The sequence below is a fragment of the Isoptericola nanjingensis genome, from assembly GCF_050311635.1.
Taxonomy (GTDB): Bacteria; Actinomycetota; Actinomycetes; order Actinomycetales; family Cellulomonadaceae; genus Isoptericola; species Isoptericola nanjingensis.
The window spans coordinates 46664-71704 of sequence record NZ_JBNOZL010000003.1 but is presented as its reverse complement, the minus strand read 5'-3'; the positions used below and the strand labels follow the sequence as shown (position 1 = coordinate 71704).

At 74.7% G+C, this 25041-nt stretch carries 22 protein-coding genes; 13 read left to right on the top strand and 9 right to left on the bottom strand.

From position 1 onward, the window contains the following. Nucleotides 1-6: 6 nt before the first annotated feature. Nucleotides 7-774, top strand: coding sequence for a hypothetical protein (locus tag ACQP6G_RS05810; protein ID WP_429763297.1), 768 nt, complete (start codon nucleotides 7-9; stop codon nucleotides 772-774). Nucleotides 775-805: 31 nt separating this feature from the next. On the opposite strand, the gene glgA is transcribed toward ACQP6G_RS05810, so the two are convergent. Further along, nucleotides 806-2119: a glycogen synthase gene (gene glgA / locus ACQP6G_RS05805; protein WP_429763296.1), complete on the bottom strand. Its 1314-nt coding sequence runs from the start codon at nucleotides 2117-2119 to the stop codon at nucleotides 806-808. A 65-nt stretch (nucleotides 2120-2184) separates the two neighbouring features. Between glgA and glgC the strand changes: the two genes are divergently transcribed. The 4 genes from glgC to ACQP6G_RS05785 all read left to right on the top strand — a co-directional run bounded on the left by glgC (nucleotide 2185) and on the right by ACQP6G_RS05785 (nucleotide 6272). Beyond that, the gene (gene glgC, locus ACQP6G_RS05800) at nucleotides 2185-3429 is read left to right on the top strand and encodes a glucose-1-phosphate adenylyltransferase (RefSeq protein WP_429763295.1); all 1245 of its coding nucleotides are present in this window, start codon (nucleotides 2185-2187) and stop codon (nucleotides 3427-3429) included. Beyond that, nucleotides 3422-4162, top strand: coding sequence for a phosphoserine phosphatase SerB (gene serB / locus ACQP6G_RS05795; protein ID WP_429763294.1), 741 nt, complete (start codon nucleotides 3422-3424; stop codon nucleotides 4160-4162). The genes glgC and serB overlap by 8 nt, the downstream gene beginning before the upstream one ends. 74 nt (nucleotides 4163-4236) lie before the next feature. After that, entirely contained in the window at nucleotides 4237-5709 is a 1473-nt protein-coding gene (locus ACQP6G_RS05790; RefSeq protein WP_429763293.1) for a purine-cytosine permease family protein, read from the top strand. Then, nucleotides 5706-6272 (top strand): cysteine hydrolase family protein, encoded by a 567-nt coding sequence (locus ACQP6G_RS05785; protein WP_429763292.1) that lies wholly within the window; start codon nucleotides 5706-5708, stop codon nucleotides 6270-6272. The genes ACQP6G_RS05790 and ACQP6G_RS05785 overlap by 4 nt, the downstream gene beginning before the upstream one ends. A gap of 4 nt (nucleotides 6273-6276) precedes the next feature. Here the strand turns inward: ACQP6G_RS05785 and ACQP6G_RS05780 are convergent, their stop codons facing one another. From ACQP6G_RS05780 to fabG, 3 genes are read right to left on the bottom strand one after another with little or no spacing between them, the layout of a single operon-like run. Continuing rightward, entirely contained in the window at nucleotides 6277-6825 is a 549-nt protein-coding gene (locus ACQP6G_RS05780) for a SixA phosphatase family protein (protein ID WP_429763291.1), read from the bottom strand. 51 nt (nucleotides 6826-6876) lie between these two features. Next, nucleotides 6877-7641 carry an enoyl-ACP reductase FabI gene (fabI, locus tag ACQP6G_RS05775; protein WP_429763290.1) on the bottom strand — a complete coding sequence of 255 codons (765 nt, stop codon included), beginning with the start codon at nucleotides 7639-7641 and terminating at the stop codon, nucleotides 6877-6879. 55 nt (nucleotides 7642-7696) lie between these two features. After that, nucleotides 7697-8437 (bottom strand): 3-oxoacyl-ACP reductase FabG, encoded by a 741-nt coding sequence (fabG, locus tag ACQP6G_RS05770; protein WP_429763289.1) that lies wholly within the window; start codon nucleotides 8435-8437, stop codon nucleotides 7697-7699. A 216-nt stretch (nucleotides 8438-8653) separates the two neighbouring features. Between fabG and ACQP6G_RS05765 the strand changes: the two genes are divergently transcribed. From ACQP6G_RS05765 to ACQP6G_RS05755, 3 genes are read left to right on the top strand one after another with little or no spacing between them, the layout of a single operon-like run. Then, on the top strand, nucleotides 8654-9139 hold the full coding sequence (locus tag ACQP6G_RS05765; RefSeq protein ID WP_429763288.1) for a DUF3099 domain-containing protein: 486 nt from the start codon (nucleotides 8654-8656) through the stop codon (nucleotides 9137-9139). Continuing rightward, nucleotides 9139-9375, top strand: coding sequence for a hypothetical protein (locus ACQP6G_RS05760; RefSeq protein ID WP_429763287.1), 237 nt, complete (start codon nucleotides 9139-9141; stop codon nucleotides 9373-9375). The genes ACQP6G_RS05765 and ACQP6G_RS05760 overlap by 1 nt, the downstream gene beginning before the upstream one ends. Continuing rightward, on the top strand, nucleotides 9372-10367 hold the full coding sequence (locus ACQP6G_RS05755) for an SURF1 family cytochrome oxidase biogenesis protein (RefSeq protein ID WP_429763286.1): 996 nt from the start codon (nucleotides 9372-9374) through the stop codon (nucleotides 10365-10367). Before ACQP6G_RS05760 ends, ACQP6G_RS05755 begins: the two co-directional genes overlap by 4 nt. On the opposite strand, the gene ACQP6G_RS05750 is transcribed toward ACQP6G_RS05755, so the two are convergent. Beyond that, complete coding sequence (locus ACQP6G_RS05750) at nucleotides 10340-11938, bottom strand: ABC-F family ATP-binding cassette domain-containing protein (protein WP_429763285.1); 1599 nt, start codon at nucleotides 11936-11938, stop codon at nucleotides 10340-10342. The two genes, ACQP6G_RS05755 and ACQP6G_RS05750, sit on opposite strands and share 28 nt — an antisense overlap. A 111-nt stretch (nucleotides 11939-12049) precedes the next feature. On the opposite strand from ACQP6G_RS05750, the gene ACQP6G_RS05745 reads away from it, so the two are divergent. Further along, nucleotides 12050-13531, top strand: a complete 1482-nt coding sequence (locus ACQP6G_RS05745; protein WP_429763284.1) for a DUF2809 domain-containing protein — start codon at nucleotides 12050-12052, stop codon at nucleotides 13529-13531. A gap of 22 nt (nucleotides 13532-13553) precedes the next feature. Here the strand turns inward: ACQP6G_RS05745 and ACQP6G_RS05740 are convergent, their stop codons facing one another. Next, on the bottom strand, nucleotides 13554-14288 hold the full coding sequence (locus ACQP6G_RS05740) for a Type 1 glutamine amidotransferase-like domain-containing protein (RefSeq protein ID WP_429763283.1): 735 nt from the start codon (nucleotides 14286-14288) through the stop codon (nucleotides 13554-13556). Nucleotides 14289-14383: 95 nt separating this feature from the next. Here ACQP6G_RS05740 and ypfJ point away from each other — a divergent pair, with 95 nt between their 5' ends. From ypfJ to ACQP6G_RS05720, 4 genes are all read left to right on the top strand, one after another. Continuing rightward, nucleotides 14384-15289 carry a KPN_02809 family neutral zinc metallopeptidase gene (gene ypfJ, locus ACQP6G_RS05735; RefSeq protein WP_429763282.1) on the top strand — a complete coding sequence of 302 codons (906 nt, stop codon included), beginning with the start codon at nucleotides 14384-14386 and terminating at the stop codon, nucleotides 15287-15289. Between the two features lie 66 nt (nucleotides 15290-15355). Continuing rightward, nucleotides 15356-16282 carry an ATP-grasp domain-containing protein gene (locus ACQP6G_RS05730; protein ID WP_429763281.1) on the top strand — a complete coding sequence of 309 codons (927 nt, stop codon included), beginning with the start codon at nucleotides 15356-15358 and terminating at the stop codon, nucleotides 16280-16282. Beyond that, the gene (locus ACQP6G_RS05725) at nucleotides 16279-17553 is read left to right on the top strand and encodes a glycosyltransferase family 2 protein (RefSeq protein ID WP_429763280.1); all 1275 of its coding nucleotides are present in this window, start codon (nucleotides 16279-16281) and stop codon (nucleotides 17551-17553) included. Before ACQP6G_RS05730 ends, ACQP6G_RS05725 begins: the two co-directional genes overlap by 4 nt. Further along, nucleotides 17481-18725, top strand: a complete 1245-nt coding sequence (locus tag ACQP6G_RS05720; protein WP_429763279.1) for a hypothetical protein — start codon at nucleotides 17481-17483, stop codon at nucleotides 18723-18725. Before ACQP6G_RS05725 ends, ACQP6G_RS05720 begins: the two co-directional genes overlap by 73 nt. On the opposite strand, the gene ACQP6G_RS05715 is transcribed toward ACQP6G_RS05720, so the two are convergent. The 3 genes from ACQP6G_RS05715 to ACQP6G_RS05705 form a co-directional block, all read right to left on the bottom strand. Further along, complete coding sequence (locus tag ACQP6G_RS05715; RefSeq protein WP_429763278.1) at nucleotides 18697-20439, bottom strand: sensor histidine kinase; 1743 nt, start codon at nucleotides 20437-20439, stop codon at nucleotides 18697-18699. The genes ACQP6G_RS05720 and ACQP6G_RS05715 overlap by 29 nt on opposite strands. After that, a complete protein-coding gene (locus ACQP6G_RS05710; RefSeq protein ID WP_429763277.1) occupies nucleotides 20439-21581 on the bottom strand; it encodes a PIG-L deacetylase family protein in 1143 nt (380 codons plus the stop codon). The genes ACQP6G_RS05715 and ACQP6G_RS05710 overlap by 1 nt, the downstream gene beginning before the upstream one ends. An 83-nt stretch (nucleotides 21582-21664) precedes the next feature. Beyond that, complete coding sequence (locus tag ACQP6G_RS05705) at nucleotides 21665-24952, bottom strand: RICIN domain-containing protein (protein ID WP_429763276.1); 3288 nt, start codon at nucleotides 24950-24952, stop codon at nucleotides 21665-21667. Nucleotides 24953-25041: the final 89 nt, after the last annotated feature.

Below are 25041 nucleotides of genomic sequence, written 5' to 3'. Positions count from 1 at the left end.
AGGGCCGTGGAGACCGACCCGACCGCGCTGCCCCGCAGCGTCGTGCTGGCGCTCTGGCTCGCCACCACCGGCGCCGCGCCCGGCGTCGTCGTGCGCAGCGTGCAGGGCGACGACGAGCCGCACGGCGTCGTGGGGATGCCGGGGCGGGAGGACGACGCCGACCTGCGCGCCCTGGTGACCGCCTGGCTCGCCGGGCCCCGCGAGGTCTGCGCCCTGCTGCCCGCCCCCGGCGACCTGGGCGGCGCACCCGCCGCCGTCAGCGCCGAGGCCACCGACGCCGGCGAGTGCATGATGATCACCACCCCGGCCGGGTCGTGGGCCGCGGTCCCGGCCGTCACGGCATTCGGCAGCGCGCTGGAGCCCGGCCACCTCGTGGCCTGGCAGGTGCGGCCCGTGCCCGCCTGGTCGACCCACGTCGCCGGGACCCTCGGTTCCCTCGCCGACGCCGAGCAGGAGCTGCGCACCAGCCTCGTCACCGCGACCGACGCCCTCGACGCCCTCGACGTCGCCCGGTGGCGCGACGACGCCGCGGACGCCATCGAGCGGCTGCGCGGCGGCAGCACGGACGGCTGGCCCGTGCCCGCGCTGGACGGCCGGCGCGCCCGGGTGCTGCAGCTCGCCACCCGGCTGCTCGCGATCGTCGACCTCGCGACCGTCGACGACGGCGGCGCCGTGAACCTCTGGCAGTCGGACCAGCGGTCCACCGCCCTGCGCGAGGTGGAGCGCACCGCACGGCACGCGCTCAGCGCCGCGACGTACGCCGCGGTCCGCTGACGGCCCGGGCGGCCCGTCCCCTGGCGTCCGGTCAGTCCGCGAGGACCGACCGGTAGACGTCGAGGGTGCGCTCGGCCACCGCCTCCCAGGAGAACAGCTCCTCGGCCCGGCGCCGGCCGGCCTCCCCCATCGCCGTCGCACGCGCGGGGTCGGCGAGCACCCGCTCGAGCGCGGCCGCCAGGTCCGCCACGAACCGCTCGGGGTCCAGCGGCGTGCCCGTGCCGTCGTCGGCCTGCTCGATCGGCACGAGCGCACCCGTGACGCCGTCGTCGACCACCTCGGGGATGCCGCCGGTCGCGGTACCGACCACGGGCAGGCCGACGGCCATCGCCTCGAGGTTGACGATCCCGAGCGGCTCGTACACCGACGGGCAGACGAAGACGGTGCTCGCCGCGAGCACGGCGACCAGGTCGGGACGGGGCAGCATCTGCTCGATCCAGACCACCCCGGCCTCGGCACCGGAGCCGGCGGGGCCGGCGACGTCGGCGCCGCCCGTGCCCCCGCGGGCGCGGCGCAGGTCGGCGACGAGCCCGCGCACCTCCGCCGTGAGCTCCTCGGTGTCGGGGGCGCCCGCGCACAGCACCACCTGCACCTCGCGCGGCAGCCGCGCCGCGGCGCGCAGCAGGTACGGCAGGCCCTTCTGCCGCGTGATACGGCCGACGAACACGACGGCCGGGCGCTCGGGGTCGATGCCGAGCTCGCGGACGACCCGCTCGGCCGCCGGGTCGCCGTCCGCCGGGCGCCGCCAGCCCGCGAGGTCGATGCCGTTGTGCACGACGTGCACGCGCTCGGGATCGAGCTCCGGGTAGACCCGGAGGATGTCGGCGCGCATCCCGGCGGACACCGCGATCACGCCCGCGGCACCCAGGTAGGCGGTGCGCTCCGCCCACGACGACAGGGCGTACCCGCCGCCGAGCTGCTCCGCCTTCCAGGGCCGCAGCGGCTCGAGCGAGTGCGCCGTCACGACGTGCGGCACCCCGTGCAGCAGGCCGCCGACGTGCCCGGCGAGGTTGGCGTACCAGGTGTGCGAGTGCAGGACGTCGGCTCCCCCGACGTCCTGCGCCATCGCCAGGTCCACGCCGAACGTGCCGAGGGCGGGGTTGGCGGCGGCGAGCTCGGCCGGCACGCCGTACCCGGTGACGCCCGCCTCGGCGTCGTCACCGGCGCGCGGCCCGTCGAAGCAGCGCACCCGCACGTCGGCGTGCCGGCGCAGCACCGCCGACAGCTCCGCCACGTGCACGCCCGCGCCGCCGTAGACGTGCGGCGGGTACTCGCGGGTCAGCAGGTCGACCCGGAACGGGTCGCTGGAGAGGGTGCTTGCTGGGCTGCTGGCTGGCGTGCTCACGCGGCCAACCTAGCGGGGTCGGCGGGTCGCGGGCGCGGCGGCCTGCGACCCCCTAGGGTCGTGGCATGGCGTCGACCCAGCCCCGCGTGCTCGCGATCGTCCTCGCCGGCGGCGAGGGCAAACGCCTCATGCCGCTCACCGCGCACCGCGCCAAGCCGGCGGTCCCCTTCGGGGGCATCTACCGGCTCGTCGACTTCGCGCTGTCCAACATCATCAACTCGCACTACCTGCACGTCATCGTGCTGACCCAGTACAAGTCGCACTCGCTGGACCGGCACATCTCGAAGACGTGGCGCATGTCGTCGCTGCTCGGCAACTACGTGTCGTCGGTGCCCGCGCAGCAGCGGGTCGGCAAGCACTGGTACCTCGGGTCGGCGGACGCCATCTACCAGTGCCTCAACATCATCGACGACGAGCGGCCCGACATCGTCGTCGTGGTCGGCGCGGACCACGTGTACCGCATGGACTTCTCCCAGATGGTGGAGGCGCACGTCTCCTCGGGTGCCCGCGCCACCGTGGCAGCCATCCGGCAGCCGATCGCGATGGCCGACCAGTTCGGCGTCATCGAGGTGGACCGCGAGGACCCGACGCGGATCAGCGAGTTCCTGGAGAAGCCCGAGAGCCCGGTGGGGCTGCCCGACTCCCCCACCGAGGTGCTCGCCTCGATGGGCAACTACGTGTTCGACGCCGACGCGCTCGTCGAGGCCGTCACGAAGGACTCGGCCGACCCGGACTCCCGGCACGACATGGGCGGCGACATCATCCCGGCGTTCGTCGCGGACGGCACCGCCGGCGTGTACGACTTCATCCGCAACGACATCCCCGGCTCCACCGACCGCGACCGCGACTACTGGCGCGACGTCGGCACCATCGACGCCTACTTCGAGGCCAACACCGACCTCATCGCCGTGCACCCGGTGTTCAACCTCTACAACCAGGACTGGCCGATGTTCACGGGGTACACGGGCCTGCCTCCGGCCAAGTTCGTGCACGCCGGGCCGGGTCGCCTGGGCCACGCCGCCGACTCGATCGTCTCGCCTGGTGTCCTCATCTCCGGCGCGACCGTCGCAGGGTCCATCCTGTCCCCGGGCGCGCACCTGCACTCGTGGGCCACCGTCACGGACGCCGTCGTGATGGACAACGTCCAGGTGGAGCGGCACGCCCAGGTCCACCGCGCCATCCTCGACAAGAACGTGGTGGTGAGCGAACGGGCCCGCGTCGGCGTCGACCACGACGAGGACCGGGCCCGCGGCTTCACCGTCTCGGAGTCGGGGATCACCGTCGTCCCGAAGGGCACCGTCGTTGCTTGATCCCGCTCCCCGTACCGCCCCCGCCCCCGGCAGCACCGCGGACGGCGGCGCCGAGGCGCCGCGCCGCCGGCTCGTCGTCACCGACGTCGACTCCACGTTCATCACCGCCGAGGTGATCGAGCTGCTCGCCGACCACGCCGGCACCCGCGCCCAGGTCGCCGAGGTGACGGAGCGCGCGATGCGCGGCGAGCTCGACTTCGCCGGCTCCCTGCGCGAGCGCGTCGCCACGCTGCGCGGCGTGCCCGTCGAGGCCCTCACCGCGGTGCGCGAGGCCGTCGTGCTGACCCCCGGCGCCGCCGACCTCGTGAGCGAGGTGCACCGCCGCGGCTGGGAGTTCGGGCTCGTGTCCGGCGGCTTCGCCGAGATCCTCGGCCCGATCGCCGACGCGCTCGGCATCGGCCGCTGGCGCGCCAACCGCCTCGAGGTGGCCGACGGCGTGCTCACCGGCCGCACCGTCGGTCCGGTCGTCGACCGTGCCGACAAGGCCGCCACGCTGCGCCGCTGGGCCGCCGAGTGCGGGCTCGAGATGGTCGACACGGTCGCCGTCGGGGACGGCGCCAACGACCTCGACATGATCGGCGCCGCGGGCATCGGCATCGCCTTCGCGGCCAAGCCGCTCGTGCGAGCGCAGGCGCCGTTCAGCGTGGACGGCCCCCGGCTCGACGACGTGCTCGGCGTCATCGACGCCGTCGACGCCGCGGCGGGCCGCGGGCCCGGGAGCGCCCGCCCCTGAGCCGGCGGCCCGAGCGCACCGGCCCGAGCGCGCACCCGTAGCGCGAAACCCCTGGCAGGGGCCAGGATCGGACCATGGCGACGACGGTCGAGACCAACGCGCTCAACACCATCGACGAGTCCGAGCGGCACGGGAGGCCGCGGGACCTGTTCTGGCCGTGGTTCGCGGCCAACGTGTCCGTGCTGGGCCTGGGCTACGGCGCGTACCTGCTGGCGTTCGGCGTGTCCTTCTGGCAGGCCGTGGCCGTGGGTGCGGTCGGCATCGTGGCATCGTTCCTGGCCTGCGGGTTCATCTCCCTCGCCGGCCGGCGCGGGTCGGCGCCCACGATGGTGCTGAGCCGGGCGGCGTTCGGCGTGGACGGCAACCGGCTGCCGTCGCTGCTGTCCTGGATCCTCACCGTGGGCTGGGAGACGGTGCTGGTCGCCCTCGCGACGCTCGCCACCGCGACCGTGCTCGGCACGCTCGGGTGGGGCGGCGGCACCGTGACGCAGGTCGTGACGCTCGCCGTCGTGGCCCTGGTCGTGGTGGCCGCGGGGATCTTCGGGTTCCAGCTCGTGATGAAGCTGCAGCAGGTCATCACCGTGCTGACCGCCGTGCTCACGGTGGTCTACGTCGTGCTCGTCGCGGGCCACGTCGACTGGGCGACCGTCGCGGCCATCCCGGCCGGGCAGGCGCCGCAGGTCATCGGCGGGCTCGTCTTCATGATGACCGGCTTCGGCCTCGGCTGGGTGAACATGGCGGCCGACTACTCGCGCTACCTGCCGCGCACGGCGTCCGGGGCGGGCGTCGTCGGGTGGACGACGTTCGGCGCCTCCCTCCCGCCGGTGCTGCTGCTCGTCGCCGGGATGCTGCTCGCCGGCTCGGACCCCGCCCTCGCCGACGCGATCGGCGCCGACCCGATCGGCGCGCTGGCCGTGCTGCTGCCGGAGTGGTTCCTCATCCCCTTCATGGTCGTGGCGCTGGCCGGGCTGATCGGCGGCGCGGCGCTCGACATCTACTCCTCGGGCCTCGCCCTGCTGTCGCTGGGGCTGCCCGCCCCGCGCTGGGTGGCGGCCGCGATCGACGGCGTCCTCATGGTGCTCGGTGCCACCTACGTCGTCTTCGTCGCCGACGACTTCTTCGGCCCGTTCCAGGGCTTCCTCATCACGCTCGGCGTACCGATCGCCGCCTGGTGCGGCGTGCTGCTCGCCGACATCGCGCTGCGCCGCAAGGACTACGCGGACGACGAGCTCGCGGACCGGCGCGGGCGGTACGGCAGCGTGCGGTGGTCGGCGGTGCTGCTCGTCGTGGCGGGCACCGCCATCGGCTGGGGTCTCGTCACCAACACGTACGCCGGGTGGCTGTCGTGGCAGGGCTACCTGCTGGGGCCGCTCGGCCTCGGCGGCCGCGACGGCCAGTGGGCGGGCGCGAACCTCGGCGTGCTCGTGGCCCTCGCGCTCGGGCTGCTGGGCACGTTCGTCCTCTCGGCGCGCGCGGTGCGACGCCAGGAGTCGGTGCAGGACTCGGTGCAGGACTCGGTGCAGCACTCGGCGCAGGAGTCGGCGTGAGCGCCGCGCTCGTCGTGGTCGACATGCAGGTGATCTTCGGCCGGCCGGGCAGCCCGTGGGCCGCGCCGGGCTTCGACGCCGCGTCCGCGCACCTGCGACGGCTGCTGCCGGCCTTCGCCGGCCGGACGGCGTGGACCCGCTACGTGGCGCCCCTCGCGCCGCAGGGCGCGTGGCGGGAGTACTTCGCGCAGTGGCCGTTCGCCCTCGTGCCGCCCGACGACCCGCTGTACGGCTTCGCGGACGGCCTGGACCCCGCGGGGGCGCCGGTCGTCACCGCCACGACGTTCGGCAAGTGGGGGCCGGAGCTCGACGCGGCGACCGGGCACGCGGACGAGCTGGTGGTGGCCGGCGTCTCGACCGACTGCTGCGTCCTGTCCACGGTGCTGCCCGCCGCGGACGCCGGGCGGCGGGTGCGGGTGGTGGCCGACGCGTGCGCCGGGGCGAGCGACGCCGACCACGCGCGGGCGCTCGACGCGATGCGGCTCTACGCGCCGCTGGTCGAGGTCACAACGGTCGACGAGGTACTCGGCGAGCTGCCCGACGACGGTCGCGGCACGTCCTGACGGTTCAGGAGGGGCGGCCGACGTGCACGAGGCGGGCGCCGTCGCGGCCCCACTCGGCCCAGGGCTCCGCGGACTCCAGCACCGCGTAGGTGGCGGTCGGGACGCCCACGCGCACCTGCGCGACGGCCGCGGCGTCCGAGCCGTCGCCCGCAAGGTACGCCGCCGTCGCCGCCATGGTCGGCTCGTGCCCGACGACGAGCACGGTGCGCGCGGACGCCTCGACCTCCCGCAGGAGGCCGAGCACGTCGCGCACGCTCGCCTCGTAGAGCTCGTCGCGCACGTCGAGCGCGGCGTCGGCGGAGCCGTCCAGGTGCGAGGAGGCCAGGTCCCAGGTCTGCCGGGTGCGCAGCGCGGAGGACACCAGCGCGACCTGCGGCCGCAGGCCCGCCGCGGTGAGCGCCATGCCGACGCGGCTCGCCTGCTTGCGACCGTTCAGCGCCAGCGGGCGCCGGTCGTCGGGGATCACGCCCTTGCCGGGCTCGGCCTTGGCGTGCCGCAACAGCACGAGGCGCCAGGTCGGCGCGTCGCCCTCGGCCTGCGTTACCGCTCTCATGCGCTCCGTCTCACAGGTCGTCCCAGGGGCCCGTGCCGGGCCCCCGACCCGTCACTGACCCATCGCGTGCACACCGCCGTCGACGTGGACGATCTCCCCGGTCGTGGCGGGGAACCAGTCCGAGAGAAGTGCCACGACGGCGCGCGCAGCCGGCTCCGCCGTCGTCTGGTCCCAACCCAGCGGGGCCCGCTGCGGCCAGGCGTCCTCCATGGTCGCGAAACCCGGGATGGACTTCGCGGCCGTGGTGCGGATGGGCCCGGCGGAGACGAGGTTACACCGGATGCCGTGGGGCCCGAGGTCGCGGGCCAGGTACCGGTTGGCGGACTCCAGGCCCGCCTTCGCGACGCCCATCCAGTCGTAGACCGGCCAGGCGAAGGAGGCGTCGAACGTGAGCCCCACGTAGGCGCCACCGGACATCAGCGGGCGGGCCGCCTCGATGAGCGACTTGTACGAGTACGTCGAGACCTGCAGGGCCGTCGCGACGTCACCCCACTCGGCCGCGAGGAAGTTGCCGCCCATCACGGTCTGCGGGGCGAAGCCGATGGAGTGCACGACGCCGTCGAGGCCGTCCACGTGCTCCTTGACGCGCTCGGGGAGCGCCGCGAGGTCCTCCTCGCTGGTGACGTCCAGCTCCACCACGGGCGCCGTGACCGGCAGCCGCTTCGCGAACGCCTGCGTGAGCTTCATCTGGCGGCCGAAGGAGGTGAGCACCACCTCGGCGCCCTCCTCCTGGGCGAGGCGGGCCGCGTGGAACGCGATGGAGCTGTCCGTGAGGACGCCGGTGACGAGGAGCTTCTTGCCGTCGAGCAGAGCCATGATGACCTTCCGGTTGTGCGGGGGTGAGGTAGCGAGGGGGCAGGGCCAGGGCTGGTCAGTGACCCATGCCGAGGCCGCCGTCGACCGGGACGACGGCGCCGGAGACGTACGCCGCGGCGTCGGAGGCGAGGAACTCCACGACGCCGGCGACCTCGTCGGTCGAGGCGAAGCGGCCCGCGGGGATGGACGCCTGGTACTGCTTCTGGGTGGCCTCGGGCAGCGCCGCGGTCATGTCGGTCTCGACGAAGCCCGGCGCGACGACGTTCGCGGTGATGCCACGACCGCCGAGCTCACGGGTAATCGACCGGGCCATGCCGACGAGCGCAGCCTTGGACGAGGAGTAGTTCACCTGGCCGGGGCCGCCGTAGAGGCCCACGACCGAGCCGACGAGCACGATGCGGCCCTTGCGCGCGCGGATCATCCCCTTGGAGGCGCGACGGACACAGCGGAAGGTGCCGGTGAGGTTGACGTCGAGCACCGTCTCGAACTCCTCGTCGCTCATGCGCATGAGGAGCTGGTCGCGCGTGACGCCGGCGTTGGCGACGAGCACCTCGACCGGGCCGAGGTCGGACTCGACGGCCGAGAACGCGGCGTCGACGGCGGCGCTGTCGGTCACGTCCGCGACGTAGCCGTGCACCCCGTCCGGCAGGTCCCCGCCCCGGTAGAGCGTGGCGACCGTGTCGCCCGCGGCGACGAAGCGCTCGGCGATGGTGCGGCCGATGCCGCGCGCCGCACCGGTCACGACGACGACCCGTCCGGCGGGCGCGGCGGGCTGGGGGGCGGGGGCGTCGGTCACGGGTTCTCCTCGGCGGTCGTGCGGGTGGTCACGGACGGGGGTGGGCGGGACGGCGTGCGCGCGGCCGTCGACGCCCTGGTGACGCTACCCCGAGCGAGCGGCCACGCAGGGTCGCGGCGCGTCACACGTCCTCGCGACGCTTTGTCGGATCCCTACAAGGCGGGTCGCTCGGCGGAGAGGTCCCTGGGGCTTCGCGCGCCGTCCTAGACTGGCCGGGTGAGCAACGCCCGCGCGACCTCTCCCGGTCCGCGCCCCTCCGGAGGCCGGCGCCACGGTGCGGACCAGGGCGCCGAGGTCCCCTCGATCACCAGCGCCCCCGAGCCGCTGGAGGAGGACCAGGCGCGCCGCACGCGGCGCTACCTCGTCCAGATGGGCATCCGGATCGTGTGCTTCCTCGGCGCCATCGCCGCGGACGGCTGGGTGCGCTGGACGCTCGTGGTGCTCGCCGTCGTCCTGCCCTACTCGGCGGTGCTCTTCGCCAACGCCGGCCGCGACCGCGTCTCCTACGACACGTCGCCGATGGTCGACGTCGCGCCCACCGAGCTGACCGCGTCCGCCCAGGGCGACGCCGACCCGCACCGCCAGGAGGCTTCCGGGCCGGAGACGTTCGACGGCCCGCACCGCGTCGTCGAGCACCAGGACGACCCGGCGGACGAGGACGAGGACGAGAACGAGAACGAGAACCCCGGAGGGACCCGCTGATGGACGTGCTCGGGACGAACGCCGACCCGGTCGTGGGCGAGCTGGTCTGCTCCGCCAAGGGCTGCCGCGCCGAGGCCGCGTGGGGCCTGCTGTGGAACAACCCGCGGCTGCACACCCCGGAGCGCCGCAAGGTGTGGCTCGCGTGCGACGACCACCGCGAGCACCTCGAGCAGTTCCTCGGCGCGCGCTCGTTCTGGAAGCAGACCGTCCCCGTCGCGGAGCTCGATCGCGCGTGACGACCGACCGCTCCCCCGACGCGCCGACACCCCCGCGCACCCGCCGGCAGTGGATCACGCTCGGCCTGGGCGCCGTGCTCCTGGCCGCCGTGTGCGTCCTGGCGGCCGTGTGGCAGTGGCACCGGTACACCTGGCGCGAGGCGCAGATCGACCTGGTGCAGTCCAACTACGCGGCGTCCCCCGTCCCCCTCGCCGACGTGCTGCCCGAGCCCGGCGCCGTCCTCGACCCGGACGACGAGTGGCGCCCCGCCGTCGCGACCGGCACCTACCGCCCCGAGGACACGGTGCTGCTGCGCAACCGCCCCGTCGGCGGCCAGCCCGGCTTCCACGTGCTGGTGCCGCTCGAGACCACCGGGGCGGACGGGCAGCCGGTCGTCCTCGTCGTCGACCGGGGGTTCGTGCCGCTGGGCGAGGACGCGAGCGCGCCGTCCTCCGTGCCCGACCCGCCGGCCGGCGAGGTCGAGGTGACCATGACGATGCGGCCCGACGAGCCCGCCTCCGACCGGGGCACCCCGGCGGGGCAGGTGCAGGCGATCCACACCGACCAGGTGCTCGCCGCGGGCCCGGACGGCGCCGCGTGGGCCGACGGCGACACCGTGGGCGGGTACGGGCAGCTGCGCTCCGAGGACCCGGCCGCCGCGACGACGCCGGGGGCCCTCCCCGAGCCGGACACCGACCCGGGGTCGCACCTCAGCTACACGGTGCAGTGGTGCATCTTCGCGCTCGGCGCGCTGGGCGGCTACGTCGTGCTGTGGCGGCGCGAGACCCGGCCGGTGCACGTGACGGCGGGCGATCTCCTCGCCGCGGGCGACGGCCCGGACCCCCTGGACGGGACCGGGCGGCCGGGCGCCGCGGTGCGCCCCCAGCGCCCCCGCCGACGGAAGGTCGACGAGGACTACGAGGACGCGCTGCTGGACGCCGCCGAGCGGCCGCGGGCCGACGCCGACAGGCCCACCGGCGAGCGTCAGGCCAGCGACACCAGCTCGGCGTAGTCCGCGGACCACAGGTCCTCGTCGCCGTCGGGCAGCAGCAGCACCCGCTCCGGGTTGAGCGCCTCCACGGCGCCGTCGTCGTGGGTGACCATCACGACGGCGCCCTCGTAGGTGTCGAGCGCCCCGAGGATCTCGGCGCGCGACGCCGGGTCGAGGTTGTTGGTGGGCTCGTCGAGCAGCAGCACGTTCGCGCTCGAGACGACGAGCGTGGCGAGGGCGAGGCGGGTCTTCTCGCCGCCGGACAGCACGTTCGCCGGCTTCTCCGCGTCGTCGCCGCTGAACAGGAACGAGCCGAGCACCGAGCGCACCTGCGTGTCCGTGAGGTCGGGCGCCGAGTGCCGCAGGTTCTCCACGACCGTGGCGTCCAGGTCGAGGGTGTCGTGCTCCTGGGCGTAGTAGCCGATCTTCAGGCCGTGCCCCGGCACGACGCGGCCGGTGTCCGGCTCCTCCACGCCGCCGAGGATGCGCAGCAGCGTCGTCTTCCCGGCGCCGTTGAGGCCGAGGATGACGACGCGCGACCCGCGGTCGATCGCGAGGTCCACGCCGGCGAAGACCTCCTGCGAGCCGTAGCTCTTGGACAGCTCCTCGGCGGTGAGCGGGGTGCGGCCGCACGGCGCGGGCTTCGGGAACCGCAGGTGCGCGACCCTGTCGGCGCGCCGCTCCCCCTCGACGCCGGAGAGCATGCGCTCCGCGCGCTTGATCATGTTCTGCGCGGCGGTGGCCTTGGTCGCCTTGGCGCGCATCTTCTCGGCCTGCGCGACCAGGGCGCCGGCCTTCTTCTCGGCGTTGGCGCGCTCGCGCCGGCGGCGGCGCTCGTCGGTCTCGCGCTGCGCGAGGTAGGCGTCCCAGCCGAGGTTGTACTGGTCCAGCTCGCCGCGGTTGGCGTCCAGGTGGAACACCTTGTTCACCGTGGCGCGCAGGAGGTCGTTGTCGTGGCTGATCACGATGAACCCGCCGCTGTATGCCTTGAGGTAGTCGCGCAGCCAGGCGATCGAGTCGGCGTCGAGGTGGTTGGTCGGCTCGTCGAGGAGCAGCGTGTCGACGCCCGAGAACAGGATCCGCGCCAGCTCGATGCGGCGGCGCTGACCGCCGGACAGGGTGTTCAGCGGCTGGGCCAGGACCCGGTCGTCGAGGCCCAGGTTGCTGGTGATCCGGTGCGCCTCGGACTCCGCCGCGTACCCGCCCGCGGCGAGGAACCGCGCCTCGAGCTTCGGGTAGCGCTCGAGCGCCGCGGCCTGCGTGTCGGCGTCGGCCGAGGCCATGAGGCCCTCGGTCTCGCGCATCTGCGTGACGATGTGGTCGAGCCCCCGCGCGCTGAGCACCCGGTCCATCGCGACGACGTCGAGGTCGCCCGTGCGCGGGTCCTGCGGCAGGTAGCCGATGTCGGTGCCCCGCGTGATCTGCCCGGCCGCGGGGAGCGTCTCGCCCGCGAGCGTCTTGGTGAGCGTCGTCTTGCCCGCGCCGTTGCGGCCGACGAGGCCGATGCGGTCGCCCGGGGCGATGCGGAACGTCGCCTCGTGCAGGAGGGTGCGGGCGCCGAAGCGCAGCTCGACGCCGTGGGCGGTGATCAAGGCAGGGGTGTCCTTCGACAGGGGGTGGGAGGCCCCCCGAGTCTAGTGCTCCCGGGGTCCGGCCCACGACGACCTAGGTCACACCCCCGCCGGGCTCGGTAAGGTTCGCGCGTGAACCGCGCCCCTCGCCCGACGACGGCCGTCCTCGCCGTCGCCGTGGTCCTCGCCGGCCTCGGTGGCCGCGCCCTGCTCCCGCCCGCGGTCGGCGGGCCGCTCGGGGACGCCCTCTACGCGACGCTCGTCGTGCTGCTCGTCGCGTTCCTCGCCCCGCGCACGCGCCCCGTCGTGGCCGGCGTCGTCGGGCTCGTCGTGTGCGCGGGGATCGAGGCGGCCTGGCTGACCGACGTCCCGGCCCAGGTGGTCGCGCGGTTCCCGCTCACGCGGTACGTGCTCGGCACGGCGTTCACGCCCACCGACCTGGCGTGGTACGCCGCGGGGGCCGTGGTGGGCGGGGCGCTGATCGCCCTGACCCGCCCCCGGCCGCGCGGGGTCGACCTCTCGCTGCGGCACGTGCGCGCCGAGACCGGGGGCCGACGACGGGGGGCGCGTGTCGCGGTCCCGGTGGTGCTGGTCGTCGCGCTCGCCGCGGGCGGCGGCACCCTGGCCTGGGTGCTGCGTTCCGAGACCCAGGAGCTCTCCGCGCGCGTCGTCGTCGCGCAGGACGCCCTCGACGGTTCCGCCGACCGGGTGGCCGACGCCGGCGTCCGCGACGACCTCGCCGCGACGATCGACGAGGCCCGCGCCCTGCTCGACGCGACGCCGGTCCTGGACCGGATGCCCGGCGACGCGCCCGCGCTCGCGACGCGGCTCGACGGCGACGTCGAGGCGGTGGAGGCCTCGCGGCTCGTCCTCGCCCGCACGCAGGCCGCCGACGCGCGCGACGCGCTCGCCCCGGTGGCGCGTCGCGCCGACCGCGTGCTGGCCGCGACCGACGAGCTCGCCGAGAGCGGGCGGGACGCCGGCGAGAGGGTGCGCGCGTCGTCCCGCGACGCGCTCGGCACCGCGGACGAGCTGACCGCCGAGACCCAGGACGACCGGATCGCCACCGCGTCGTTCACGGAGCTCGAGTCCGCCGCGGCGGACCTGGCCGCGCTGCGCGCCGACCTGGCGGACGCCACCACGGACCTCCTGACGGCGCAGGACGCCGTCGTCTGCCCCGAGCCGGACCAGGTGTGGTTCCCGGAGGCCGGGAAGATCTCGGCGACGAAGCTCGCGCCGATCCCGTGGGCGCCGCAGCACTCCGTGCGCGCGGACGTCCTGGACGGGCTGGTGGCGCTCGACGCCGCCTACCGCGCCGAGTTCGGCCAGCACCTGACGGTGAACTCCGCCTACCGCAGCTACGACCAGCAGGTCGAGGTGTACCACCCGGACGACCCGAACCCGCTGGCCGCGCCGCCCGGCTGCTCCAACCACGGCCTGGGCACCGCCGTCGACATCTCCATGGGCCCCGAGGGGTTCGACGGCGCGCGCTACGCCTGGCTCAAGAAGCACGCCGAGGAGCACGGCTGGACCCACCCGGGCTGGGCCGAGCCCGACGGCCGGCTGCCCGAGCCGTGGCACTGGCAGTCGGTGGAGACGCCGACGGAGTACTGAGGAGCCGGGCGGCGACGTCCCGTCACGCCCCGGGGAGGCGTCGCACGTCGAACGGCACCTCGCGCGCACCGTCGCCGTCGCGCTCGACGCGCAGGACGGGGCGGTCGGGTCGCTCGCTCACGGCCTCGACGGGCACGCCGTCGACGAACCGCAGGGCGGCGTACTCGTCCACCGCGTACCCGTCCGCGAGCGCCCCGGACGACACCCAGCCCAGGTAGGCGTCGCGGCGGTCCGCCTCGCCCAGGTAGTGCGGGCAGGCGCTGCCGGGCAGGAACCCGAGCCCGTCGTCGAGCGGCGCGAGGGGGCCGAACGAGTCGGTCGAGGAGGACTCGAACCAGCAGTTCATCCCGGCGCTGATGCCGGCGAGGACCGTCCCCTGCGCCGCGGCGCGGGCGAGCAGGTCGGGCAGGCCGTGCCGACGCCAGACGACCAGCAGGTTCGCCGTCGAGCCCCCGCCCACGTACACGACGTCCTGCTCGAGCAGCATCTCCGGGTCGGCGTACCCCCACGGCTCGTGGCAGAAGAGCGACAGCACCGACGTCCGGGCCCGACCGGCGAACGCCTCCTCGAAGCGGCGCGCGTACCCGTTGTCGTCGCCGCTCGCGGTCGGCACGAAGCAGACCCTCGGGGTGTCCTTGCCGGTGAGGTCGAGCAGGTGGTCGTCGATCGCGGAGGAGCCGTCGTCCGACATCGAGAATCCGCCGCCGCCGAGGGCGAGCACCGTACCGGTCATTCCCGTGGGCATCGTCGCGAGCATGCCCGCACCCTACGGAGCGGGCGGCGCCCCGGCCCGCTGTTTTCCGCGCGGCCGCTTCCCGCGCGATCGCCCAGACCCCGGCCTAGCGTGGTCCCGTGACCTTCAACGAGGGCGGCGAGTTCGAGGGTGGCCGGGTCCGCAAGGGCGGGGGCGGACGCCGCGGCGCGGTCGTCGGCGGCGGCATCGGCGCCATCGTCGTCGCGCTGCTGGCCGTGTTCCTCGGCGGCGGCGACCTGGGCCAGCTCACCGGCGCCCTCGGCGGCGCCGTCCAGGACGCCGGGGCGCCCGCGGGCGACGGGCAGGAGCAGTACGTCGAGGCGTGCACGGCCGAGCAGGCGAACACCGATCGCGAGTGCCGGCTCTCGGCCACCGTGCAGTCGCTCGACGCCTACTGGGAGCGCGTGCTGCCGCAGCAGGCCGGCGTGGAGTACGCGCTGCCGTCGGTGGAGAGCTTCTCCGGGTCGACGACGACGGGGTGCGGGGCCGCGACCAGCGCGACGGGCCCCTTCTACTGCCCGCCGGACCAGACGGTGTACGTCGACGTCGCGTTCTTCGACCAGCTGAGCTCCCAGTTCGGCGCCGAGGGCGGGCCGCTCGCCGAGGAGTACGTCGTGGCGCACGAGGTGGGCCACCACGTCGAGCAGCTCACCGGCGCCATGGACGCCGCCGACCGGCGCGGCAGCGGGCCCGAGTCCGACTCCGTGCGCATCGAGCTCATGGCCGACTGCCTCGCCGGCATGTGGGCGGGCTCCGCCGCGACCGAGGTCGACCCCGACACGGGCGTGACGTTCCTCGACCCGGTCTCCTCCACCGAGCTGCGCCAGGCGCTCGACGCTGCCGCAGCGGTCGGGGACGACCGCATCCAGCAGCGGGCCACCGGCCAGGTCAGCCCGGAGGGCTTCACCCACGGCACCTCCGAGCAGCGGGTGCGGTGGTTCACCGTCGGCTACGAGGGCGGCACCCTGGACGACTGCGACGCCCTGGCCGCGCGCGCTCTCTGACGCTCGACCCGGCCGCGCAGGGCGCTCCCGGCTGCATCGACGCAGACGGGCCCCTACGATCCGAGCATGGGTGACGCGCCACGGCTGCACACGATCCTGGTGACCGGAGCGGCCGGGCCCGCGGGCAGGGCGCTCGGCCCTCAGCTCGCACGCCGCGCCGACGCGGACCTCCGGCGGGTGGTGGGGGTCGACCTGGCACCGGCCGCGGGCACCGGCTACGACGTGGTCGAAGCCGTGCCCGCGGCAGCCGACCCCGCCTACGACGCGGCGACTATCGACCTGCTGCGCCGTCACCGTCCCCGTCTGGTCGTGCCCACCGTCTCCGACGAGCTACCGCGGCTCGCGGTGCTCGCGGGGGCGGCCGGGCTCGGGACGTCGGTCGTGCTGTCGGCGCCGGGCCCCACCGCCGTCGCCGCGGACAAGCTCCTCACGATGTGGTCGCTCGAACGGCACGGGGTCTCCGTCCCCCGGCACCTGCCCGCCGATGCGCTGGGCTCGGCGGCCGAGGCCCTGGCGTGGGCCGACGGACCGGTCGTCGTCAAGCCGCGCGTCGCCCGCGGCGGGCGGGGCGTGCACGTGGTGGAGGACCCTGACGACCCGGTCTGGGCGAGCACGGACGCGTCGTGGGTGGTGCAGGCCTTCGCCCCAGGCACCGAGTACAGCCCCCAGGTGTACCGCTCCCCCGTCGACGGTCGCTGCGTCGTCGTCGTGCTCGAGAAGACGGGCCGCAAGGAGGGACGCGTGGGCAACGCCACCGCGGTGGAACGGCTGGCCACCGGGACGGCGGACGACGTCGCGAAGCTCGCCTCCCGCACCGCGGAGGCGCTCGACCTCGTCGGCCCGCTCGACATGGACGTCCGGCTCCTCGCGGACGGCACGCCCGTGGTCCTCGAGGTCAACGCCCGGTTCGGCGCCGTCTCGGCGGCCGCACCGGAGGTGCTCGACGCGGTCCTCGACGAGTGGCCCTCGACGAGCGATCGGGTCGCGCCGTGACGTCCGTCCTCGTCGCGCTCGTCCTGGTGCTCGGGCTCTCGCTGCTGGTGGTCGGGCTGGTCCGCCTCGCGTTCGTGCCCGCTGCTCTCGTGTTCGAGGCCCGGCGCCGCCGCGACGACCCCGGCCCGGCCGGTTGCGGCCCGATGTTCCCCGAGGCGCCCATGGTGAGCGTCGTCGTGCCGGCGTACGAGGAGTCCGTGGTGATCGAGAACTGCGTGCGCTCCGTGCTGCGCAGCGAGCACCCTTCGCTGGAGATCGTGTGCGTCGACGACGGCTCGTCCGACGACACGTTCGCGCGCATGGAACGGCTCGCAGCGGAGCACCCCCAGGTGCGAGCCCTGCGCCAGGACAACGCCGGCAAGGGGGCGGCGCTCAACACGGGGATCGCGGCGGCGCGGGGCGACGTCCTGGTCCTCGTCGACGCGGACGGCCTGTTCCGGCCGGACACGGTGACGCGGCTGCTGCGCGGGTTCCGCGACGACCGGGTCGGCGCCGTGTGCGGGAACGACCGGCCCGTCAACCTCGACCGCGTCCTCACCCGGCTGCTGTCCCTCATCAGCCACGTCGGGACGGGGCTCATGCGCCGTGCGCTCGACGTCCTGGGGTGCCTGCCGATCGTGTCGGGGAACATCGGCGCGTTCCGGCGGGACGTGCTCGACCGCGTCGGTGCGCTGCACACCGACACCCTCGGCGAGGACCTCGAGCTGACATGGCGCGTCGCGCGGGCGGGCTACCGGGTGACGTTCGCGCCCGACGCCCTCGTCTACGCCGAGTCCCCGTCGACCCTGCGCGGCCTGTGGCGCCAGCGCGTCCGGTGGGCCCGCGGTCTCCTCCAGGTGACCTCCATGCACCGCTCGATGGTCGGCAACCCGCGCTACGGTGCTTTCGGCGTGTACCTGCTGTACAACACCGCGGCCCAGGTCGTCGCGCCGTTCGTGCAGGTGCTGGCCATGATCGCGCTCGCGGTCCTCGTGCTCGTCGACGGGCCCTCGTGGGTGCCGTCGTCCTGGTGGGGATGGGTGCTCCTGCTCGGCCTGCCGCTGTCGCTCGCGCTGCTGCTGCTCGCGGTCCTCCTGGACCGGGCACCCGGGGACCTCCGGCAGCTGTGGACCCTCCCGTTGTGGCCCGTCTACTCGCTGATGATGACCTTCGTCGTGCTCGACGCCGCGCGACTGGAGCTGGGGAACGCGGAGAACCGATGGAACAAGCTGGACCGGAGCGGGACGGTGTCGGTGCGCGGGCTCGTCGACGACGATGGCCCTGGCTCCTGACCGTCGTCGCCACGCTCGGCGTCGCCGTCGGAGCCGCCGTGCTCCTCGCGCGACCGTGGGAGGACGTGCCGCCGACCATGCGGCCCACCGTCGCCCCCGAGCAGGAGCGCTCCGTCAGCGTCGACTTCGGCATCGTGACCGACCCCGACACGGACTGGGCCGCGATCGACCGGCACCTCGACGCCGTGGGTGCCAACGGCGTCGACCTCAACGCGGGACGGGTCGAGTTCACGGCGTTCGACTGGCCCGCTCACCCGGAGGTCGCGGCCGAGCCCGGCAGCGACCACCTGTCGCGCGCTGCCCGCGCGCTGCAGAGGACCGCCGACGGCACGCCGCGCGAGATCGGGCTCATCGTCGACGCCTACGTCCCCGAGTGGATCAAGTCCGACCCGTCGATCGCCGGGGTCTCGGCCAAGGGCACCCCCTCCCCCTACCGCGCGTCGGCCTCGGAGCTCGCCACGGGCGAGGTGGGAGACCGGCTCGTCGAGTACGTCACCGATCTCGGTGAGCGCTACAACCCCAGTCGGATCGCCGTCACCGAGCTCTTCCTCAACTTCTACAGCTTCGGCGACGACGACCTCGCCCTCTACCGCGAGATGACGGGCGCCGACGACTGGCCGCGGGACGCCGACGGCCAGATCGACGAGGACGACCCCGAGCTCGGCACCTGGCGGTCGGAGGTGCTGGCCGGGCTGCTGGCCCGGATGCGCGCCGGTCTCGACGGCGTGCGCGACGGCCAGGGCGAGCAGATCGAGCTCGCGATGGACGTCCGCGTCGGCTGGGACGACCCTGCCGCCGGTGCGCCCGCGAGCGGACACGACTACGAGATCCTCCTGCAGTCCGCCGACCGCCTGGTCGTCTGGGCGTACGTCGGGGCCAGGGCACGCACTCCCGCGGACGTCGAGCGGGTCACGGCGGCGCTGCAGTCGGCAGGCTTCGACATGTCCCGCTTCACGGTCTCCGTCGGTCTGTGGGCGGCCTCGGCGGACGCCGACCCGCCCCAGGCGATCTCGCCGGAGCGCATGGCCGCGACGCTCCGGGCCGCGACCACCCACGGCGTCGGGGACGTGAACGTCACGCCGCTCTCGCACCTGTCCCCGGCGCACCGGGCGACGCTGGCCCGGGTCTGGGGCGGCGCAGCGCCTAGCGCGTCGGCAGGTCCGGGAGGGTGACGTCCACCTCGGTCCCCTGACCCGGCACGCTGCGGATCGACATCACGCCGCCGTGGTCGTGCACGACCCGGTCGACGAGCGCGAGCCCGAGGCCCGCGCCGCGCACGCGTCGCCGTCGGGTGTTGCGGGTGCGGTAGAACCTCTGGGTGACGCGGTCGAGCTCGTCGGCCGGGATGCCGATCCCCGCGTCCGCCACGAGCAGGCGCGCCAGGTGCGACCCGGTGGGCGTTGCCCCGCTCGTCACGGAGACCTTGACCTGGGAGCCCCGGTCGCTGTACTTCACCGCGTTGCTGAGCAGGTTCTCGACCATGTGGCCCAGACGGTGGGGGTCGGAGACGAGCGGGACGACGGCGTCTCCCTCGACCACCACCTCGATCCCGGCGGCCTCGGCCGCCGGGCGCTCGCTCTCGACGGCGTCACGGACGACCTGGACGACGTCCAGCTCGTGCCCCTCGAGCACCTGACGACCCGCGACGATCTGGGCGCTGGTCAGCAGGTCGTCGATGAGCGCGCTCAGCCGTCGCGCGTTGCGCTCGACGACCCCCAGGTAGTGCCGCTGCTCGTCGTCCAGCCGGTCCTCCTCGAGCCGCAGCAGGTCCACGTACCCCAGGATCGACCCGAGCGGAGTCCGCAGCTCGTGGCTCACGAGCCCGACGAACTCGTCCTGGATGCGCTCCTCCTCGTGGCGGGCGGTGACGTCGGTGGCGACGACGAGGAAGCCCGCGGGGAGGTCCGACGCGGCCCCGGCGAGCGCGGATCGCTCGGTCACGGTGAGCTCGAGGTACCGGCGCTCCCCGTCGGGCAGCATCACGGGCCACTCGGCGACGTGGGTGGCTCCCGTGACCGCGGTACCCAGCACGACCCGGTTCGCCGCGACCCTGTCCGGGGCTCGTCCCGTGCCGGGGCCGTCCGCCTCGGCCAGCCGCGCGGCGATGGCCGCCGGTTCCACGAGCTGCGAGACGTCGAGGCCGATCAGGTCCTCCTCGGCGCGCGCGAGCACCCGCACGGTGCCCGGGCTGGCCCAGACGATCCTGCCCGAGACGTCGGTCGCCACGAAGCCCTGCTCCGTCGCGGCGGCCATGATGCCCCGCAGGTCGTCCCGGGACTCGCGCAGGTGCCGCGCCGCGGTAGCGAGCTCGTCGCGCGCACGACCCAGCTCCTGGGCCTGGCCGCGCGCCACCCCCACGAAGCCGTGCGTCCCGACCGCCACCAGGCCGAGCACCAGCAGCACCACCAGCGCGTGCATGGCGGGATGGACCCGCTCGACGGCCGTGACCGGCATCATCATCGGGCCGAACAGGACCAGCACCGAGCCGCCCATCGCCAGCACCAGCCCCCAGGCCTCCCGCTGCAGCGCCAGGCTCACGACCGGGAGGAACAGCAGCGCGTCGAAGCTCGCCAGGATCAGGCCGGAGCCGACCTCCAGCGCACCGATCGCCACCATCTGCGTCAGGGGGAGCACGCATCGCCAGCCCGGCGACCACCGGTCCCAGCGCCCGAGGCTGCCCGCCAGCTGCACCGCGACGACCAGGACCACGGCGAGCGTGAGCCACACCGGGTCCCCGTCGATCCCGCTGATGCGCATGATCACCAGCACCACGAGGAACGAGACGGTGAGCGGAAGCTGCCGCAGCCCCACGGCCTCGTCGGCGAACCACGCGCCCCAGACCCGGTCAGACGTCCGACCGAGACGGTGGACCAGGTCTCGGGTCATCAGGGGCCCGCCCCCGCCCCGCCCCGCCGGACGTTCTGGTGCGCGGCGGGGGCCCGCGGGGTCAGCAGCGAGGACAGGTCGACCGGGGCGCCCGAGTCCTGCCCGTCCACGGCGGGCGTCGCACGCACGGCCGACGACCGGGCGAGCGTCTCGCTGGCCCGGACCGTCTCCAGGGGCTCGACCTCGCGCGCCGGGCTGAACCGCGCCCAGTACCGCGCGGTCGCTCGCACCACGTCCGGCTGCATGTACTCGCGGTGGGCCTGCGACACGTAGGCCGCGAGCATCCGCAGCTTCGCCTCGACGAAGCCGTCGACGTCCACGAACCGGTTCGGGGCGAAGGCCACGGTCGAGGACGGGCTCTGGAAGCACCACAGGCTGGGCACCTGGCGCGCCGCGATCTGCACCGCACCGTTCACCGCCCGGTGGTCCTGGTGCCGGTCGTTCGCGCTGTGCGTGTACACGCGGTGCGGGTCGACCTCGGCGACGACCTCCTCGATCGCCCCGATCACGCCAGCGGCCGGGTCGATGTGGGTGTCCGGGAAGTCGAGGTGCACCAGCCGCGCGCCGACGACGTCCGCCGCCGCGAGCGCCTCCTCGTGCCGTTCCGCGGCCAGACCGCCCACCGAGCCGCCCGAGAGCGTGAGGATCACCAGCTCGTCCCCCACCGCGCCGTGGGCCGCCAGGGTGGCGCCCACCCCGATCTCGACGTCGTCGGGGTGGGCGCCGACCGCCAGGACCCGTTGCCGCGACGACTCCCGCTCCCGGCGGGCGCGCTGCGCGAGCTCGGTGGCCCGCTCCACCACCGTGGACGCCGCGACCGGCTTGACCAGGAAGTCGTCGGCGGCCTCCCGCAGGGCGGTGACGGCGTGCGTCACGGTCGGGAACGCGGTGACGATCATGATCGGCAGGGTGGGGTCGATCGCCCGGACCTCGGGCAGGATGTCCAGCCCGGAGCGCCCCGGGAGCTGGATGTCGCTCACGAGGACGTCGTAGGTCGAGCGTCTCAGCGCGGCCAGCGCCTCCTCGGCGTCCGTGGCGATGTCGACGTGCATCCCCCCGTACCGCGCGAGCGCGATGCGGACGAACTCCGCCGAATCAGGGTCGTCCTCGAGCACCAGCGCACGGAAAGTGTCGTCGGACACCGGCTCTCCCCCTCACAAGTCCCGCCTGGTCAGACCGTACGCGCCGCGCGTCGTGGACGCGCGACGACGGGCACGGGCGGTGCTCACCGGCCGGCCGCGACGACCTTCCACGGCCCGTGCTTCGACGTGCCCGGCTCCTGGTCGCGGGTCCACCACCGCGCCTCGTACCGCGCGCCGTCGTGCACCACGACGTCGCCGTCGTCGAAGATCCGCGACCCCGTCCAGACCGCCGTGCCGTCGCCGGCGCGGACGAGCTCCTGCCACGGCCCGCTCGCGGAGGTGCCCGGCTCCTGGCCGCGCGTCCACCAGGTGGCGGCGAACTGCCCGCCCTGGTGGAAGACGACGTCGCCGTCGTCGTAGGTCGCCTTCGCGTCCCACGCGGGCTCGGCGTCGCCGGGCACCTTCGCCAGCACCTCGACCTCGCTGACGATCAGGTGCGTGTCCGGGTGCGCCGTCATCACCACGCGCACCGCGTCCGCGCGCACGTCCGCGGGGACCTCGGCCACGAGCGTCCCGTCGTCCGTCGACGCCTCGCCGACGGCCTGCCAGGCGCCGTCGACGCGCGCCTCGACGGCGACGTCGGTGGCCCAGCTCCGGTGCGAGCCGTCCCGGAAGAACCGCGTCACGACGCCGGTGACGTCGCGCGCGCCCGGCAGCGTCACGGTGAGCGTGTCCTCGGGGTTCTTGGCGTCGGGGCGCCAGTTGGACCAGCCCTTGTCGGAGGTGTCGCCGTTGATGACGCGCGACGCCGGGTAGCCGGGCTCGGTGGACGTGGCGGCCGCCGTGGTGCCCTCGGCGAGCGCGGCGTTCGCCTCGCCCGGCGGGGTGACCAGCACCCGCACCGTGGCGGGCAGCGTGCCGCCCGCACCGTCGTCGGCGGCCCCGGTCAGCTCGACCACGCCGAGCTCGTCGAACGCGCCCGCGGGGACGTCGTCCCAGGTCACCGGGCGCTGCACCGCGCCGCCGCCGGCGGCGACGGCGGTCACCGTGGCGGGCAGCCCGACCTCGGCCGCCGCCTCGCCCGCGTAGGCCTCGGCGCGGGCTGTCTCGGTCCGCTCGAGCGTGTCGACCAGCACGGTGGCTGTCGCCTGGACCGTGCCGCCGGCCGGCACCTGCACGGTGCCGCCGACCTCGACCGTGCCGGCACGCGCCCACGCGTCGTCGCCGGGCACGTCCCACGTCACCGGCAGCTCGCCGCGCGCGCCGCCCGGGTGGACGGGGGTGACGACGTCCGGCAGCACCGGCGCGACGCCCGGCGTCGTGAACACGTCCACCGGCTCGGTGCCGAGCACGGTCTCGTCGACCACGGCCCAGCGCTGGTTGGCGCCGGACGTCGCCCGGTAGGTCCCGACGGGCGAGCCGCCGGCCGTGGCCTCGCCACCCACCTCGAGCAGGGTGCGCGACGACGCGTTGACCAGCGTGTACGTGCCGTCGCCGGTGGTGGACAGGATCCAGCGCGCGGCCTCCGGGGTGTCGGCGGGGTCGGCCGGGGCGTCCGCGAGCACCGCGGAGGTGTCCTCGCTCACCGCGAGCTGCTGCCCCGTGGCCACGTTCGTCACGGCGTACCGCGTGCGGTGCGAGCCCGAGCCCTCGGGGGCACCGAGATCCTCGAGGGTCCAGAGCTGCTCGGCCGCGGCCGGGTCGTCGGTCGCGATCTGGAGGGCGTCGCCGTCAGGCGCCAGCGAGCGGCCCGACTGCGCGCCGTCGAGCCGGACGACGTGGCCGTCCTGCGCCAGCGGCGCGTCGTCCGCGACGCCCGAGACGCCGTCGACGACGAACGTCGTCACCGACTCCGCCGGCACGGTGACCGTGGCCGCCGCGTCCTGCACGGCCACCGGCTCGCCCTCGACGAGGTACCCGTCGGTGCTGGTGGTCACCGGCGTGACCGTCGCGCCCGCCGTGGTCGCGAAGCCCGACAGGTCGAGCGTGACGTCGCGCGACGCCGTCGTGTCGTTGACGTGCACGACGGTCGCGGCGTCGCCCGCGGCCGAGACCGCGGCGGTGCTGTCCGCGTCGTCCACCCCGACCAGCCGGTCCCCGGGCGCGATGTAGTGCGTGAAGTTCTGGGTGACCCAGTACTTGGTGTTGGTGTAGATCGGGCAGGTCTCGAGCGTGTCGTCCGCGGTGCAGGAGAACGAGAGCTGGATCTCGCCCCAGTTGCCGCCCTCGGGGCTCTCGCCGCCGGGCGCCATGTTGTCGTAGTCCTCCACGGGCTGCCAGAACACCCACGCGGACGGCTCCAGCTCGCGCAGGTCGTCGACGATCTGGTGCGCGCTGCCCAGGCCGGACTCCATGGACTCGAAGTCCTGCCCGGTGCTCGACCAGGAGCCGCCGACCTCGCTCATCCACAACGGCTTGTCCTCGCCCTTGGCGATGTCGCGGACCGTGGTGCGCTGGCCCGTGCCGTACGTGTGCACGTTGAGCTGCGACACCTGGTCGCGCACGGCGTCCGGGTAGGAGTTCCAGTTGGTGGCGAAGCGGCCGGGGTTGGTCTCGTCCATCGCCGAGATCACGGCGCCGGTGCCGGAGCCGTCGAGGGCGCCCGCGAGCGCCGGGATGACCTGCTGCTGCAGCTCGGGGCCGATGTGCGCGCCCTCCTGGCGGCCGCCGGTCGGGTTGCCGTCCGCGCCGAGCTGGGTGCCCCAGTAGTTCGTGTTCGGCTCGTTGAACGGGTCGATCGTGTCGACGTCGATGCCGTGCGCGTCCTCGAGGCGCTCGACGGCGCCCACGAGGTACTGCGCGAAGTCGTCGACGCTCGCGGTCTTGAGCTGGTCGGCGTTCGCGTCGAAGTTCCCCGACACGTAGCCGGACTCGGTCATGAACCAGGGCGGGGAGTTGCTGAACGCCTCCCAGTGCGTGACGTCGTCCTTGATGCGGTCCACCCACCAGCGCTGGGTGGCGTCGGCGTCCGCGTCCCAGTGGTCCGGGTCCGCCGGGTCCCACCAGTCCACGTCCTCGCGGGTGGTGCCCTCGGGCGCCTTCCACCAGCCGTCGACGGCGCCGCCCGCGCGCAGGTAGTCGGGCACGTCGGGGGCGTTGCCGCCGCCCACGTTGTAGCGCGCGATGTTGAGGTTCAGCCCCTCGTCGCCGAACACCATGTCGGCGAGCCGGTCGCGGATCTCGTCCGGGTAGCCGCCCGTGGCGTTGGCGAACCACACGAGGCTGGTGCCCCAGCCCTCGAACGGCTCCCCCGCGTACGACGGGTCGGGGCGGACCGTCACGCCGGCGGCGTCGGACCCGGCCGCTGCGGCGGGGACCGGGGAGGTCGCGGGCTGTGCGGACGCCGGGGCCAGGCCGGAGGCGAGCAGCGCGCCCGCCGCCCCGGCGACGACGGCGATGCGTCGTCGGTGGTGCCTTCTCGTCGGGCTCATCGGTGAACCTCTCTCTCGCGTCGGTGCGATGGGTGGGGTCGTGCGACGGGTCGTGCGGGTCGGTTCGTGCGGATGTGAGGTCGGTGCGG

Excerpts from the sequence above, each read along its gene's own strand:
- ACQP6G_RS05790 (WP_429763293.1), top strand. The coding sequence starts at position 4,237 with ATGGCGACGACGGTCGAGACCAACGCGCTCAACACCATCGACGAGTCC.
- ACQP6G_RS05740 (WP_429763283.1), bottom strand. The coding sequence starts at position 14,288 with ATGCTCGCGACGATGCCCACGGGAATGACCGGTACGGTGCTCGCCCTC.
- glgC (WP_429763295.1), top strand. The coding sequence starts at position 2,185 with ATGGCGTCGACCCAGCCCCGCGTGCTCGCGATCGTCCTCGCCGGCGGC.
- fabI (WP_429763290.1), bottom strand. The coding sequence starts at position 7,641 with ATGGCTCTGCTCGACGGCAAGAAGCTCCTCGTCACCGGCGTCCTCACG.
- ACQP6G_RS05760 (WP_429763287.1), top strand. The coding sequence starts at position 9,139 with ATGGACGTGCTCGGGACGAACGCCGACCCGGTCGTGGGCGAGCTGGTC.
- ACQP6G_RS05715 (WP_429763278.1), bottom strand. The coding sequence starts at position 20,439 with ATGACCCGAGACCTGGTCCACCGTCTCGGTCGGACGTCTGACCGGGTC.
- ACQP6G_RS05780 (WP_429763291.1), bottom strand. The coding sequence starts at position 6,825 with ATGAGAGCGGTAACGCAGGCCGAGGGCGACGCGCCGACCTGGCGCCTC.
- ACQP6G_RS05730 (WP_429763281.1), top strand. The coding sequence starts at position 15,356 with ATGGGTGACGCGCCACGGCTGCACACGATCCTGGTGACCGGAGCGGCC.
- ACQP6G_RS05705 (WP_429763276.1), bottom strand. The coding sequence starts at position 24,952 with ATGAGCCCGACGAGAAGGCACCACCGACGACGCATCGCCGTCGTCGCC.
- ACQP6G_RS05720 (WP_429763279.1), top strand. The coding sequence starts at position 17,481 with ATGGAACAAGCTGGACCGGAGCGGGACGGTGTCGGTGCGCGGGCTCGT.